The 14,841-nt window shown below is 65.7% G+C and carries 15 protein-coding genes; 7 read left to right on the forward strand and 8 right to left on the reverse strand.

All coding sequences use genetic code 11. The annotated features are described in order from the left end of the window. Nucleotide 1 precedes the first annotated feature (1 nt). The 3 genes from BVG12_RS35110 (at nucleotide 2) to BVG12_RS13595 (ending at nucleotide 1,446) form a co-directional block, all read left to right on the forward strand. Nucleotides 2-469, forward strand: coding sequence for a Tli4 family immunity protein (locus BVG12_RS35110; protein ID WP_156895631.1), 468 nt, complete (start codon nucleotides 2-4; stop codon nucleotides 467-469). Between the two features lie 68 nt (nucleotides 470-537). Then, on the forward strand, nucleotides 538-1,149 hold the full coding sequence (locus BVG12_RS35115; protein WP_229503876.1) for a T6SS immunity protein Tli4 family protein: 612 nt from the start codon (nucleotides 538-540) through the stop codon (nucleotides 1,147-1,149). A gap of 39 nt (nucleotides 1,150-1,188) precedes the next feature. After that, a complete protein-coding gene (locus BVG12_RS13595; RefSeq protein ID WP_075792852.1) occupies nucleotides 1,189-1,446 on the forward strand; it encodes a PAAR domain-containing protein in 258 nt (85 codons plus the stop codon). 46 nt (nucleotides 1,447-1,492) lie between these two features. On the opposite strand, the gene BVG12_RS13600 is transcribed toward BVG12_RS13595, so the two are convergent. Beyond that, a complete protein-coding gene (locus BVG12_RS13600; RefSeq protein WP_075792853.1) occupies nucleotides 1,493-2,116 on the reverse strand; it encodes a TetR family transcriptional regulator in 624 nt (207 codons plus the stop codon). A 217-nt stretch (nucleotides 2,117-2,333) separates the two neighbouring features. Here BVG12_RS13600 and BVG12_RS13605 point away from each other — a divergent pair, with 217 nt between their 5' ends. The 4 genes from BVG12_RS13605 (at nucleotide 2,334) to BVG12_RS13620 (ending at nucleotide 9,377) form a co-directional block, all read left to right on the forward strand. Next, nucleotides 2,334-3,560 carry an efflux RND transporter periplasmic adaptor subunit gene (locus BVG12_RS13605; RefSeq protein ID WP_075792854.1) on the forward strand — a complete coding sequence of 409 codons (1,227 nt, stop codon included), beginning with the start codon at nucleotides 2,334-2,336 and terminating at the stop codon, nucleotides 3,558-3,560. Nucleotides 3,561-3,590: 30 nt separating this feature from the next. Further along, on the forward strand, nucleotides 3,591-6,746 hold the full coding sequence (locus tag BVG12_RS13610) for an efflux RND transporter permease subunit (RefSeq protein ID WP_075792855.1): 3,156 nt from the start codon (nucleotides 3,591-3,593) through the stop codon (nucleotides 6,744-6,746). A gap of 8 nt (nucleotides 6,747-6,754) precedes the next feature. Further along, on the forward strand, nucleotides 6,755-8,170 hold the full coding sequence (locus BVG12_RS13615) for an efflux transporter outer membrane subunit (protein WP_075796357.1): 1,416 nt from the start codon (nucleotides 6,755-6,757) through the stop codon (nucleotides 8,168-8,170). Between the two features lie 346 nt (nucleotides 8,171-8,516). Beyond that, nucleotides 8,517-9,377: a zinc-binding metallopeptidase family protein gene (locus tag BVG12_RS13620; protein WP_075792856.1), complete on the forward strand. Its 861-nt coding sequence runs from the start codon at nucleotides 8,517-8,519 to the stop codon at nucleotides 9,375-9,377. A 140-nt stretch (nucleotides 9,378-9,517) separates the two neighbouring features. Here BVG12_RS13620 and BVG12_RS13625 read toward each other — a convergent pair whose 3' ends face one another. The 7 genes from BVG12_RS13625 to BVG12_RS13655 form a co-directional block, all read right to left on the reverse strand. Then, nucleotides 9,518-10,252 (reverse strand): aquaporin, encoded by a 735-nt coding sequence (locus BVG12_RS13625; protein WP_075792857.1) that lies wholly within the window; start codon nucleotides 10,250-10,252, stop codon nucleotides 9,518-9,520. Nucleotides 10,253-10,309: 57 nt separating this feature from the next. Beyond that, nucleotides 10,310-10,684, reverse strand: a complete 375-nt coding sequence (locus tag BVG12_RS13630; protein ID WP_075792858.1) for a response regulator — start codon at nucleotides 10,682-10,684, stop codon at nucleotides 10,310-10,312. Nucleotides 10,685-10,769: 85 nt separating this feature from the next. Continuing rightward, nucleotides 10,770-11,162, reverse strand: coding sequence for a VOC family protein (locus BVG12_RS13635; RefSeq protein WP_075792859.1), 393 nt, complete (start codon nucleotides 11,160-11,162; stop codon nucleotides 10,770-10,772). A 31-nt stretch (nucleotides 11,163-11,193) separates the two neighbouring features. Then, on the reverse strand, nucleotides 11,194-11,772 hold the full coding sequence (locus tag BVG12_RS13640) for a transglutaminase-like domain-containing protein (protein ID WP_075792860.1): 579 nt from the start codon (nucleotides 11,770-11,772) through the stop codon (nucleotides 11,194-11,196). A 4-nt stretch (nucleotides 11,773-11,776) separates the two neighbouring features. Beyond that, nucleotides 11,777-13,012: a radical SAM family heme chaperone HemW gene (gene hemW, locus BVG12_RS13645; protein WP_075792861.1), complete on the reverse strand. Its 1,236-nt coding sequence runs from the start codon at nucleotides 13,010-13,012 to the stop codon at nucleotides 11,777-11,779. Further along, the gene (rdgB, locus tag BVG12_RS13650; protein ID WP_075792862.1) at nucleotides 13,009-13,602 is read right to left on the reverse strand and encodes an RdgB/HAM1 family non-canonical purine NTP pyrophosphatase; all 594 of its coding nucleotides are present in this window, start codon (nucleotides 13,600-13,602) and stop codon (nucleotides 13,009-13,011) included. Before rdgB ends, hemW begins: the two co-directional genes overlap by 4 nt. A gap of 33 nt (nucleotides 13,603-13,635) precedes the next feature. Beyond that, the gene (locus BVG12_RS13655) at nucleotides 13,636-14,835 is read right to left on the reverse strand and encodes an MFS transporter (protein WP_075792863.1); all 1,200 of its coding nucleotides are present in this window, start codon (nucleotides 14,833-14,835) and stop codon (nucleotides 13,636-13,638) included. Nucleotides 14,836-14,841: the final 6 nt, after the last annotated feature.

The raw sequence follows: 14,841 nt of genomic DNA on the forward strand, positions 1-14,841 counted from the left end.
CGTGAATACCAAGCCCTTTCTGAAGCGCAGCGCGATCTTGGTCGGCTCGCTCATCGTTCTGGGGTCGATATTTGGAAACTCCCGCAGCTACACTTACAAGGAGACTGCCGTGCCCACGCCAGTAAAGCTCAGTCCGCGTCTGCGAGCTCTATTCGAAAAAACGAAGATTCTCTGTTTTGGCCGCTATGCGATCGAGGTACCGCAAGAAGCGCAACTTGTTTGGGGGAGTACCTCTTTCCCTTCGGAAATAAAAATTATTTCCGGTGGCATCAATGAAGTAAAAGGTGTTGTTGAAAAAAGATTGCAACCCTCGAGCGCGCTGCCGATACAGCCGATGTTAAGTACAGCGGGCCCGGTCCAATCGATGATAGTTGGCAAATACGATATTATGAGGATGATTTATCGAAGAAATATAATCTTTATTTTTTCAACACATATGTCAGCAAAGGCAATCTTACATTTGTCTTAGGAGACGCGACCGAGAAAGGCGAATCCGAAAGTACGGTAATCGCGCGGCAGCTTGCGAAAGCAAAAAGCTTGAGGCTGCGCGGCGCTGAGGAAGTACCAGCCGAGTCGGGCTTCTGCATCGAACACGCATTCATGCGCGGCGATCAATATGATGAGCAAGAGATGGTAAATGTAGGTATTTACTTGCCCAGCCTTTCGGACGTGACATTCTCGATCAACTCGAACAAGGATGCCTACGCCGACATTGACAAGACCGAATTCGAGAAAACGGAACGCGATAAACTATCTCTGCTCGCCCGAATCAAAGCTGCGCAAAAGACCCAAGGCGCGTTGTACCCAAAGCGCGACGTCTTGCGCGAAGGAAAGCGCAACGTGCAGCACTGGAAAGGCGAGGAGTCCCTTATCCGCAGGCCTGACGGCGCTCACGATTTCGAATGGGCTTTCGTTGGTACGCCAACAGACGTCGCCAACCCGTCCGAGTTTCACGCCGCGATGTTCACCAAGGTTGCGGATAATACGGTCGGCGCAGCCAAGAAGGCATCCGTCAGCGACGACGAGGCTGTTGCGCTGTGGGACAAACTCCTCTCCGGCCTGAAATTCCGGGTTAAAGTGCCTGGAGCGCCGGAAGGTTCGTACTTTATACATCCAGGTAAAGCCGGAACTGCCTCCGCAAGCCATTGACCTTTGAATCACGGTCTCTGCTCAGGAACGAACGGACTCATGATGAAACATCACGGACGTAATGTAGTTCGCCTCAACGACAAAACCGATCACGGCGGCCAAGTCATCAGCGCATCCTCGGGCACAACCGTGATGGGCGTGGTCGCAGCACTTCAGGACGACATGACGCACTGTCCCAAGTGCAAGGGTGATTTTGCGATCAAGACCGACGGTACCGGGGCACGACACGAAGGCAAGTCGTATGCCTATGACGGGGACGTGACGGAATGTGGGGCGCGGCTGATAGCATCACCATGAGTTGAGTAATCGGCCGCGTGACTGCTTCCCACGACTCGTCAAAAGTTTAGCCGCGCCCGGTCCTTAAACCATCCAGATACGGATCAATCACACACTTCCCCAACGCAATCAGATCAAAGTCCTGCGGATCGAACATCCAATTGCGGATCAGCCCATCAATCATGATCCACAGCGCCAGCGCGACCCGCGTCGGATCGATCTGACGCGAAATCAGACCCTTGTCGGCGGCCAAGCCGATGCGGCGTTCCGCGCGCGTCATCCAGTTGGCCATATTGCCCTTGCGGCGCTGGCGCACCGCGTCCATCTCGCCGACGAATTCCACTTTCAGCGTCGCGATCTCGAACACGCGGCGCGCGCCCGGGTCGTTCACGGTCCGGTCCAGCACGGCCAGCATGTGGTTGCGCAGGTCGACGAGCGGGTCTTCCGATTCGGCCTGGTCCAGCACCTGCATCTCCGCTTCCAGCGGCAGGATCGCGCGCTCCATCATTGCGTTGAACAGCGCGCCCTTGTCGTCAAAATGCCAATAAATGGCTCCGCGCGTCACACCGGCTGCCGTTGCGATATGCTGCAACGTCGTGCGCGAAACACCTTGCTCTACGAACAATTTTTCCGCAGCATCCAAAATGCTGTCACGGGTCGCCGCCGCCTCTTCCTTGGTTCTGCGGGCCATCCGTCATACTCTCCGTTTTTATAGGTAAGAAACATTAAACATACACTCGTGATAGTATATCGGGGTTTTCCCAAAAGTCAGCGATAAACCCGAAGCCGTGCAAGAGGAAGCGACGAACGACCCGCGATGTGTTGCATTTTTTGAACGGTCGATCGAGCCCTGATCAACAGTGCCGCGGATCGGTTTTGTCCTTTTTTCCACAAGAAGGAAGCATTGAATGCGCTCTGCCCACTCCTCCCTCACCCTCACCAGGATCGCTGCGTGCACCCTGGTCGCCGTGGCCGCCTTGTCGGGCTGCGGGTCCAAGGATAACGCCCAGGCCGGTCCCGGCGCCGCCGGCGCCAAGATGCCGCCCCCGCAGGTCGGGGTGATCACCACCAAGTCCCAGCAGGTCGCGCTCGAGACCGAGTTGCCGGCCCGCGTCGAGGCGATCCGCACGGCCCAGGTGCGCGCCCGCGTCAACGGCGTCGTCCTCAAGCGTCTGTTCACCGAGGGCAGCTTGGTCAAGCAGGGCCAGTCGCTGTTCCAGATCGATCCAGAACCCTACCAGGCCCAGTTGAACGCCGCCCAGGCCGCGCTCGGCCGTGCCCAGGCCAACCTGACGTCGACCTCCGCCACCGTCGAGCGCTACAAGCCGCTCGTCGAGGCGCAGGCCGTCAGCAAGCAGGAATTCACGAACGCCGTCGCCGCCCAGAAGCAGGCCGAGGCGGACGTCAATTCGGCCAAGGCCCAGGTCCGCATCGCCAAGATCAATGCCGACTACGCGAACGTCTACGCCCCGATCTCGGGCCGCATCGGCCGCGCGCTCGTGACCGAAGGCGCGCTCGTCTCCGCGGCGGAAGCCACGCAGATGGCGCTGATCCAGCAGACCGACAACGTGTACCTGAACATCACCCAGTCCGCCGCCGAACTGCAGCGCCTGCGCAAGGATGCCGGCAACAAGGGCATCGGTTCGAGCGTCCCCGTGACGGTCGTGATGGACGACGGCACCGTGCTGGCGCAGAAGGGCAAGCTGCTGTTCTCGGACATCACCGTCGACCCGACGAGCGGCCAGATCACGTTGCGCGCCCAGGCCGCGAATCCGGACAACGCCCTGCTGCCGGGCCAGTACGTGCGCGTGCGCCTGGCCCAGGCCGAGCTGCCGTCGGGCATCCTGGTGCCGCAGCAGGCCGTCACCCGCGGCGGCCCGAACGGCGATACCGTCACCGTGATCGGCCCGGACAACAAGCCGGCCCCGCGCACCGTCAAGATCGGTTCGCAGAACGGCGACAACTGGGTCGTCACGGATGGCCTCAAGGAAGGCGAGAAGGTGATGGTGGACGGCTTCCAGAAGCTGCAGATGCTGCCGCCGGGTACGCCCGTGCAGCCGGTCGCGTGGACGCCGGTCGGCGCACCGGCGCCGGCAGCCCAGGCGGCCGCGGCCCCGGCCACCAGCCGCCAGTGAGCAGGCAAGGCTAGATAAACAGGAACCACAATGGCACGTTTTTTTATTGACCGCCCCATTTTCGCCTGGGTGATCGCGCTGTTCATCATGGTGCTTGGCGGCGTCGCCATCAAGCAGCTGCCGATCGCGCAGTATCCGACCGTGGCGCCGCCGTCGATCGTCGTCAGCGTCGCCTACCCGGGCGCTTCCGCGCAAACGCTGGAAGAATCCGTCATCTCCGTCATCGAACGCGAGATGAACGGTGCCGAGGGCATGATCTACATGGAGTCGACCAGCCAGGCCAACGGCACCGGCTCCATCACGATCAGCTTCGAGACCGGCACCAATCCCAACCTGGCCCAGGTGGACGTCCAGAACCGCCTGGCGCGCGCGACCCCGCGCCTGCCGGCCGCCGTGACCCAGCAGGGCGTGCGCGTCGACAAGGCGAGATCGAACTTCCTGCTGTTCACGATCCTGTCGTCCGACGACCCGGCCTGGGACACCGTCGCGCTGGGCGACTACGCGTCGCGCAACGTGCTGCCCGAGATCCAGCGGATCAAGGGCGTCGGCCAGGCCCAGCTGTTCGGTACCGAGAAGGCGATGCGCATCTGGATCGATCCGGCCAAGCTGGTCGGCTTCAACCTGTCGCCGTCCGACGTCAACACGGCGATCACCCAGCAGAACGCCCAAGTGGCGTCCGGCACGATCGGCGACCTGCCGGTGGCCAGGGGCCAGCAGATCACGGCGACCGTCGTCGTCACGGGCCAGCTGGCCACCGTCGAGCAGTTCGGCAACATCGTGCTGCGCGCCAATCCGGACGGCTCCACCGTGCGCCTGAAGGACGTGGCCCGCATCGAGATCGGCGGCCAGGCCTATACCACGTCGACGCGCCTGAACGGCAAGCCGTCGACCGGTATCGGCGTGCAGCTGTCGCCGACCGGTAACGCGCTGGAAACCGCGAAGCTGATCAAGGAACGCATGGGGCAGCTGCAGAAGTACTTCCCGAAAGGCATGAAGTACTCGATCCCTTACGACAGCACCAAGTTCATCCAGATCTCGATCAGCCAGGTGGTGGAAACGCTGATCGAAGCCGTGATCCTGGTGTTCATCGTGATGTACGTGTTCCTGCAGAACATCCGCTACACGATCATCCCGACCATCGTCGTCCCGGTCGCCCTGCTGGGCTCCTTCGCGACGCTGCTGGCGATGGGCTTCTCGATCAACGTGCTGACCATGTTCGGCATGGTGCTCGTGATCGGTATCGTCGTCGACGATGCGATCGTGGTGGTGGAGAACGTCGAGCGCATCATGTCCGAGGAAGGCCTGCCGCCGCTGCAGGCGACACGCAAGGCGATGGGCCAGATCTCCGGCGCCATCATCGGCGTGACGGTCGTGCTGATGTCCGTGTTCGTGCCGCTGGCGTTCTTCCAGGGCGCCGTCGGCAACATCTACCGCCAGTTCTCGATCGTGATGGTGTCGTCGATCGGCTTCTCGGCGTTCATGGCGCTGTCGCTCACGCCCGCGCTGTGCGCGCACCTGCTGAAACCCGTCGAGGCGGGCCACCACATGGAGAAGAAAGGCTTCTTCGGCTGGTTCAACCGCACGTTCACGACGGGCGCCAAGCGCTATGAAGGCTTCGTCGCCAAGATCCTCAAGCGGTCCGGCCGCGCGCTGGTCGTGTTCGTCCTGCTGGTCGGCATCGTCGGCCTGATGTTCGCGCGCCTGCCGAACTCGTTCCTGCCGAACGAGGACCAGGGCTACATCATCGCCAACATCCAGCTGCCGCCGGGCGCCACCGCCGAGCGCACGAACGTCGTCCTGCACGCGATGGAAGACTATGTGCTCAAGCAGCCGGAAGTCGCCGACATGGTCGCCGTGACGGGCTTCTCGTTCACCGGCCAGGGCCAGAACATGGGTCTCGCGTTCATCCCGCTCAAACCCTGGGACGAGCGCAAGGGCCAGGGCCAGGATGCGCAAGGCCTCGCGGGCCGCATCACCGGGCACATGATGGCGCTGCGCGACTCGTTCATCTTCGTGGTGAGCCCGCCGCCGATCCCGGAACTGGGCCGGGGCACGGGCTTCTCGTTCCGCCTGCAGGACCGCGGTGGCCTCGGCCACGCCGCCCTGCTCCAGGCGCGTAACCAGCTGCTGGGCATGGCCATGCAGAGCAAGGTGTTGACGGGCATCCGTCCGGAGGGCCTGGAAGACGCGCCGCAGCTGAAGCTGAACATCGACCGCGACAAGGCGCAGGCCCTGGGCGTGACGTTCGGCGCCATCAACACGGCGCTGTCGACGTCGCTCGGTTCCGCGTACGTGAACGACTTCCCGAACGCCGGCCGCCTGCAGCGCGTGATCGTGCAGGCCGACGCGCCCGAGCGCATGCAGCCGGAAGACCTCCTGCGCATCAACGCGCTGAACACGAAGGGCCAGCCGGTGCCGTTGTCCGCGTTCGCGACGACGCAGTGGATCACGGGTCCGATGCAGACGACCCGCTACAACGGCTATTCGGCGATGAGTATCACCGGCGACGCCGCGCAAGGCTATTCGACCGGCCAGGCGCTGGACGAGATGCAGGCGCTGGCCGCCAAGCTGCCGGCCGGCTTCGCGTACGAATGGACCGGCCAGTCGCGCGAGGAGATCCTCGCCGGTTCGACCGTGTTCGTGCTGATCGGCTTCGCGCTGCTGGCCGTGTTCCTGGCCCTCGCCGCGCTGTACGAGAGCTGGTCGATCCCGGTCGCCGTGCTGCTGGTCGTGCCGCTGGGCGTCCTCGGTTCGCTGCTCGCGGCGTCGATGCGCGGGCTGTCCAACGACGTGTACTTCAAGGTCGGCCTGATCACCATCATCGGCCTGGCCGCGAAGAACGCGATCCTGATCGTGGAATTCGCGAAGGACCTGCAGGCACAGGGCAAGTCGCCGTTCGACGCGGCGCTGCAGGCGGCGCACCTGCGCTTCCGTCCGATCCTCATGACGTCGCTCGCGTTCATCCTCGGCGTGCTGCCGCTGGTGGTCGCCAGCGGCGCCGGCGCCGCGTCGCAGCGCGCGATCGGTACCGGCGTGATGGGCGGCATGCTGACCGCGACGGCACTGGGCGTGTTCTTCGTGCCCGTGTTCTTCGTCGTCATCCGCGGATTCTTCAAGGGCAGCGAACGCCAGCGCAAGAAGTACGCGCACGAAGAAGAAAACACTGTCATCGACTCGAAAATCTGATGAACGACATGAAACGACTCACTCCTCTCGCGCTCGCGCTCGTGCTGACCGGCTGCGTGAACCTGGCGCCCAAGTATGAGCGGCCGCAAGCGCCGGTGGCGGGCGCCTTCCCGACCGTGGAAGGCACCGTCGGCAGCGGCAACGCCGTCGCGAACGAAGCGCCCGCCGCCATCACGTGGCAGCGCTTCTTCACCGACGCGCGCCTGCAGCAGCTGATCACGCTGGCCCTGGCCAACAACCGCGACCTGCGCGTCTCGATTCTGAATATCGAAGCGGCGCGCGCGCAATACCAGATCCAGCGCTCGAACGAGTTCCCGGCCGTGAACGCCGGCTTCACCGGCCAGCGCCAGACCACCGGCAAGGACAAGCCGATCAGCAGCGTCTACCAGGCCGGCCTGTCCGTGTCCGCGTTCGAACTGGACTTCTTCAGCCGCGTGCGCAACCTCTCGGACGCCGCGCTGGCGCAATTCCTCGCCACCGAGGAAGCGCGCAAGACGGCGCAGATCAGCCTGATCGCCCAGGTCGCCAACACCTACCTCACCTACCTGGCCGACGAGGAATTGCTGGCCCTGACGCAGCAGACCCTCAAGACGCGCGAGGAATCGCTGCGCCTGACCAATCTGCGCTTCGAGAACGGCGTCTCGTCGAAACTCGACCTGCAGCAGGCCGTGTCGCTCGTCGAGCAGGCGCGCACCACGCTGGCCCAGGCCCAGCGCCAGCGCGCGCAGGACGTCAACCTCCTGACCTTGCTGGTCGGCCAGCCGATTCCGGACAACCTGCCGGCCGGTGCCACGCTCGCGACGACGAACCTGCCCGACCTGCCGGCCGGGATGCCGTCCGACCTGCTGGCCGTGCGTCCGGACATCCGCGCCGCCGAGCAGCAGCTGATCGCGGCCAACGCCAACATCGGCGCGGCGCGCGCGAACTACTTCCCGCGCATCACGCTGACGGGCAGCGCGGGCAGCGCCAGCTCCGAGCTGTCCGGCCTGTTCAAGAGCGGCACCTTCGGCTGGACGTTCGCGCCGCAGGCGATCCTGCCGCTGTTCGACTTCGGCCGCACGCGCGCCGGCGTCGAGGGCGCCCGCGCCCAGCGCGACATCACCGTCGCGCAGTACGAGCGGTCGATCCAGACGGCGTTCCGCGAAGTGGCGGACGCGCTGGCCGGCCAGGCCACGTACAGCGAGCAGCTGCGCGCACAAAAGGCCGTGGCGGCCGCCGAGACGGAGCGCTTCAACCTGTCGGACCTGCGCTACCGCAACGGCACCGCCAGCTACCTGGACCTGCTGGATGCCCAGCGGTCGCTGTTCACCGCGCAGCAGCAAGCCATCCAGGCCAACCTGCTGCGCCTGCAGAACCAGGTCACGCTGTACCGTGTGCTGGGCGGCGGCTGGAGCGAGCCGGGGCCGGCGACGGCGGCGCGCTGACTCGCTAACCCGTCAGTTCCGGCATTGCCGAAAATGACTTTCCGGCATTGCCGACAATGACTTCCCGCGCCAGCGGGAACCCATACTGGGCCGGCTAGGACACTCTGCATGGAGTCCCGCTTTCGCGGGAACGACGTGGTGAGGGTTTATTTCCGCGCGCCATTGGCACGATCCCGACCGGGGCCGGCCGCGATTTCGGTATCATGAAATCGCAGGCCGGCCCCGGTTCTACATTGTATGCACGAGCGGCCCCGGCAGCCGTCGCCGGACGGCGTCCGCCAGGACCGCAACGCGCGCCGAGCCCGGCCTGTCCGGCACGGTCGCCTCATGCGCCGCGCCCCACGCCATGCGACATTTTTTTCGTGCACATTGGAAATCCATCGCTGCCATCGTCCTGCTCGTGCTGCTGGCGCTGGTGACGGTGAATCCCGGCACCGCCATGCCGATCCCGCCGCTGGCCACGCGCCTGCGCGCGCACGTGACCGCCCTCGCGGCCGGCACGGAGGAGGCGGCGGCACGGCGGGCGGCCGCCGCCTACATCGACGACGTGCTGCAGGCGGCCGGCTACACCGTGCAGGACCGCGCCGGCGCGGGCCATCGTCACAACATCGAAACGGTATTGTCCAACGTGGCGCCCGGCGCCAAGGCGGCACGCACGTTCATCGTCGGCGCCCGCTACGACGGGGCCCCCGGCGCCGACCCGGAGACGGCGGCCGTGCTGGAACTGGCGCGGCTGCTGGCGGACGTGCGCCCCAGCCGCGGCACCGAAATCCGCTTCGTGTTCTTCCTGGCGCCGAAAGCCGCCACGGCCGCCGCGCCCGCGAGTCTCGACGATCTCGCGCGCCTGCTTGCGGACGCGCCGGAGGAACGCCCCGGCAGCTTCATCGCCTACGTCGGCAGCCTCGCGTCGTCGCGCGACGTGCAGGACGCGCTGTCGGCCTTCCAGAGCGTCACGGGCGTGCCGCCGCACGGGCTGGCGACGCCGGCCTACATGCAGGGCGTGACGCTGCTCGACCGCGCCGCCTGGCGCCATCCCGAGGCCGGCATGCCCGCCCTCGTCCTCACGGACACGTCGTTCACGCGTTTCCCGTACCGCCAGGCCGACGCCGACGAACCGCCCGAGCAGGCCGTCTTTGCCGGCATGGCGCGCGTGGTGGACGGTCTTGCGCGCACATTGACGGCGCTGGCGGCGGGACAGCGCGGTTGAGGTTTCAGGGACTTCGAAAAACCGTCGCGAGCGGCGGCAGATTGGTCGGGGCGCACAGCCCGAGAAGCGCGGCTGTACGACGCGTACAGCGAGCATCGCAGACCAGATAAGCAACGCGCAGCAGGTTGCGCGACGTCCCTTCAGTCGGCCGTGGCGAATTCGGCCGGCGCCGCGGTGCCTGCCACCGTCGCGCCTGCCGGCGCGCGCGGATACAGCCAGCCGAAGACGAACGTCGCCGCCGCCGCGCCGGCCAGCTGGGCCAGCACATAGCCCGGCACGTCGGCGAGGCGGATGCCGGCGCAGGTGTCGGTCGCCGCGCGCGCCAGCGTGAGCGCGGGGTTCGCGAACGACGACGACGCCGTGAACCAGTAACCCGCGACGATGAACAGCGCCGCGGCATACGGCGTCACGTTCGGCCGCGTACGCGCGCAGCTGATGATGGTGGCCAGGAGCCCGAACGTGGCGACGCCCTCGCTCCACCATAGCGCGGCCCCCGTGCGGGCATGCGTCGCGGCGGCGAATGCCGGCTCGCCGAACATCCCATGCGCAATGGCCACGCCCGCGAATGCCCCGGCGACCTGCGCCGCGACATACGGCAGCGCCAGCGCGGCAGGCAGGTTGCGCTGCCAGACTTCGGACAAGGTGACGACGGGATTCATATGTGCGCCCGAGACGCCGCCGAACATGAGGATCAGCACGACGAGGCCGCAGCCGGAAGCGATCGAATTGACGAGCAGCGCGATGGCCGCGTTGCCGCCCGCCAGCCGGTCGCCCATGATGGCGGAACCGACGACGACGGCCAGCAGCAAGGCGGTCCCGAGCCCTTCGGCGACGAGGCGGCGGGCGGGGAAAAGGGTATGGTCCGAGTGCGTCATAAATGGGACCATTGTGCGCGAATGGTCCCGGGTCGGAGTACCGCCGCCGCGATATATTCAGTCGATACGCGGATGCGCGATGAGGGAAGAAACCAGCTCGAGGAGGTCGGCCATCGACACCGGCTTCGACAGGAAGTGCACTCCCTCGGGCATCGTGCCGGCCTCGATCGGATTGGCCGAGATGACGAGCGCCGGCAACGCCGGCTGCAGCCGGCGCAAGGCGTGGATCACCTCGACGCCGTTCATGCCGGGCATGCGGAAATCCGTGATGAGCAGATCGAACGGACCGGCCTCGCCGGCCCGCACTGCGTCGGCGCCGCTGCCGGCAATGACAACACGATAGCCGGCGATGCTCAGGTAGCGCTCGAATACATACAGGATGGCTTCTTCGTCATCCACGACCAGGATGCGCGGCGTTGCGGGGTCAGGCATCTGCCAACTTGCCTTTCATTGATACTCATGCAAGTTAGCTACTTTAACACATGGTTCTCAGGATACCCGACACATTTCGATCAGGCTATTTGGGACGGTACATGGCGCACAGCTTGTGGCCGTCCGGATCGCGCACATAGGCCAGGAACAGCGGCCCCAGGCTGCTCTCGCGCAGGCCCGGCGGCGCCTCGATCGACTTGCCGCCGTGGGCGACCGCCGTATCGTGGAAGGCTTGCACCTGCTCGGGCGAATCGCATTTGAAGCCGATCGTGGCGCCGTTCGCGCACGTCGCTTCCGCGCCGTCGATCGGTTCGGTGATGCCGAACGAGCTGCCATTGTGCCGGTAGAACAAGCGCAGATGGCCGGTCGGGGTACGGTTGGAGAACGGCTCGCCCGCGCCGAGGAGCCCCAGCACGGCGTCGTAAAAACGTTTGGAACGCTCGAGGTCGTTCGAACCGATCATGATGTGACTGAACATGCGTATCCTTTCGTGAGGGTGGATGCTGCGGTCAATCCAGGAGCGTGACGTCCGGCAGGTTGGCCAGCACCTGGTCCCACGTATCGTAGCATTCCAATGCCTCGATGACGACGGGTAGCGGTTCGGCCCAGACCTCCGGCAGCATGCGCTCGGCGCGCGCGCGGACCGCGAACGCCAGCCGTTCGAACGGCGGCTCGAAGCGCGCGTCGACGCCGGGCTTGTTGCCCCGCGCATCGATGCGGTACCAGCCGGCGTCCTTCAGATACACGGCGTTCAGGCCGTGCAGGCAGTATGGTGCGCCACCGTCGCCGACGGACAGGCGCTGGTAGCACAGTCCCGCCGGGATGCCGTTCGCCCGCAGCAGCGCGGCCAGCAGATGGCTCTTCGCATAGCAATAGCCCGTCTTGTGGCGCAGCACGTCGGACGCCTTGCACGTCACCGGATTCAGTTTGAAATCGACGCTGTGGCGGATGTCGTCGCGCACGAATTCGAAGCAGGCGCGCACGATGTCTCCTTCCGACGTGGCGCCTTCGGCCAGCTGGCGCGCGGTGGCCAGGACCTCGGGCGTATCGAAGTCGATGTACGTGCTTGCGGACAGGTAGCGTTGCATGAATTTACCCTTCGGGCAGGAACATCTCCTGCAGGTCGTTGAGGAAGCGCTGCCCCAGTTCCGTCGGCCGGATGACGCGGAAGTCGCGGTAGATGAGCCCCTTCGCCTCGGCCTCGTTCAACGCTTTTTCGATGGCGTTGATCGGCATGCCCGTGCGCTCGCCGAACAGGTTCGGATCGAACCCTTCCGTCAGGCGCAGCGTGTTGAGCATGAATTCGAACCCCATGTCGGCACGCGCGATCTCGTGTTCCTCGGCCACGGCATTGCCCTTCCCGGCCGCTTCCATGAACGACGCCGGCTGCTTGTAGCGGGCCTGGCGCAGCACGCGGTGCGGGAACGACAGCTTCGAATGCGCGCCCGCGCCGATACCCAGGTAGTCGCCGAACCGCCAGTAATTCAGGTTGTGGCGCGCACGGTGGCCCGGCTTGGCATAGGCCGACACTTCGTAGTGGTCGTAGCCGGCGGCGGCCGTGCGCGCGGCGATCATGTCCTGGATGTCGGCGGTGTCGTCGTCGCCCGGCAGCTCGGGCGGATACTTGGCGAAGACCGTGTTCGGCTCCATCGTCAGGTGGTACAGCGACAGGTGCGGCGGGGCGAATCCCAGCGCCATGTCGATGTCGGCCTGCGCCTCGGAAAGCAGCTGCCCCGGCAGCGCGTACATCAAGTCGAGGTTGAAGTTGTCGAAATTGGCCCGGGCGATCTCCACGGCCTTGATCGCCTCGTCGGCATCGTGGATGCGGCCCAGCGCCTGCAGGTGCCGACTGTTGAAACTCTGGATGCCGATCGACAGGCGGTTGATGCCGCTGGCGCGGAAGGCCTTGAACTTCTCGGCCTCGAACGTGCCGGGATTCGCTTCCATCGTGATCTCGGCGTCGAGATCGAGCGGCAGCAGGGTGCGCAGGTCCGACATGAGCCGGTCCAGGCCAGCCGCCGACATCAGGCTGGGCGTGCCGCCGCCGATGAACACCGTGTGGATCTTGCGGCCCCAGATCAGCGGCAGCGACTGTTCCAGGTCGGCGCGCAGCGCGTCCAGGTAGGCCTGTTCCGGAATCGGCTCCTTGCTCTCGTGCGAATTGAAGTCGCAATACGGGCATTTGCGGACGCACCACGGCCAGTGGATGTACAGCGACAGTGGCGGCAAGGCCGCCAGGTTCAGCGCGCCCGGTTGCAGGTATTGCAAGGCCGCTGTCGCCGCGTTGCGGGGCGCCGCGGCCGGGCCGACGGGCTTGATCGGAATCATGCGAGTTTCCCGAGCTTGTCGACCAGCGCGCGCAGCGCCTGGCCGCGGTGCGAAACGGCGTTCTTTTCATGCGGTTCCAGTTCGGCGGCGGTGCGGCCGAAATCGGGCAGCAGGAAATACGGGTCGTAGCCGAAGCCGTTGGCGCCGCGCGGCGTATCGATGATCTGCCCGCGCCAGACGCCGTCCGCGATCACGGGTTGCGGATCGTCTGCATGACGCACGTACACGAGCACGCAGTAGTAGTACGCCGATTTATCGGCGTGCGCCGCCAGGTCGGCGATCAGTTTTTCGTTGTTGCGCGCATCCGACTTCGGTTCGCCCGCATAGCGCGCGGAGTACACGCCGGGGGCGCCGCCGAGGGCGTTCACGCACACGCCGGAATCGTCGGCAAGGGCCGGCAGGCCGGTCAGGCGCGCCGCGTGGCGGGCTTTCTGCAGGGCGTTCTCGACGAAAGTGCCGAACGGCTCTTCCGCTTCGGGGACGTCGAACTCGCCCTGCGGATGCAGTTCGAAGCCGATCGGGCCGAGTAATTGGGCGAATTCCTTGAGCTTGCCCGCGTTGTTGGAGGCAAGGATGAGGCGTTGGGTCATTGCTGTCTCGGTCTGGACGAAGAACTGCGTATTTTACCGCTCATCCCGCGATCGGCGCATCCGGCCGGCGATCAGGACGGCGGCCAGCACGCTGAACGCCGCCCCCGCATGAAACGTCGCCGCGGCCCCCACGCGCTCCCACAGCACGCCGGCGACCACGCTGGCCGCCAGCATCGCCACGCCCGCCACCAGGTTGAACAAGCCGAAGGCCGTGCCCTTCAGGCTGGCCGGCGCCGACTGCGCCACCATCACGGCCAGCAAGCCTTGCGTCATCCCCATGTGCAGGCCCCACAGGCCGACTCCGAGCAGGACGGCCGGCCACTGGTTGCCGTGCGCGAGGACCAGGTCGGCCAGCACGAGGAAGCCGAGCCCGATGACGAGCAGGCGCATATGGCTCATCGAATCGGCCAGCTTCCCGAACGGATACGCGGACAGCATGTAGACCGCGTTCATCGCGACCATCACGAGCGGCACGAGGGCCGGCTTCATGCCGCCCTGCATGGCGCGCAGCACGAGGAAGGCCTCGCTGAACCGCGCCAGCGTGAACACGGCGCCGATCGCGACGACCCACCAGTAGGCGCCGGACAGCCGGGCAAGGCTCGCCCGGCTGATCGGATTGATGCCTTTCGACGCTGCCGCCCGCCGCGGCTCGCGCACGCCCAGCGCCAGCAACAGGACGGCCAGCACGCCCGGCACGAGGGCGATCCAGAAGATGCGGCGATAGTCGTTCGCCCACAGGAACATCAGGGCGGCGGCGAGCAGCGGTCCGGTGAACGCGCCGATCGTGTCGAGCGCCTGGCGCAGGCCGAACGCGGCGCCGCGGTCGTGCGGCGGCGCGATGTCCGCCACCAGCGCATCCCTGGGCGCGCCGCGGAGGCCCTTGCCGATGCGGTCGGCGAAGCGGGCCGCCAGGACGACCTGCGCCGACCCGGCGATGGCGAAGAACGGCTTGCTGGCGGCGCCGAGCGCGTAGCCGGCGACCGCCAGCCACTTGCGGTTGCCGAGATAATCACTGAGGCTGCCCGAGAACACCTTGACGATGAGCGCCGTCGCCTCGGCGATGCCTTCGATCAGCCCGATGGTCGTCACGCTGGCCCCGAGGCCGGCGACGAGGAACATCGGCAGCAGGCTGTGGACGATCTCGGACGAGATATCCATCAGCATGCTGACGAAGCCGAGGATCCAGATCGGGCGGGGAATGCGGCGCAGCGTCGCGAATCGTCGGCGCGCCATGTCGCG

It is taken from the genome of Massilia putida (genome assembly GCF_001941825.1).
Lineage (GTDB): Bacteria > Pseudomonadota > Gammaproteobacteria > Burkholderiales > Burkholderiaceae_D > Telluria > Telluria putida.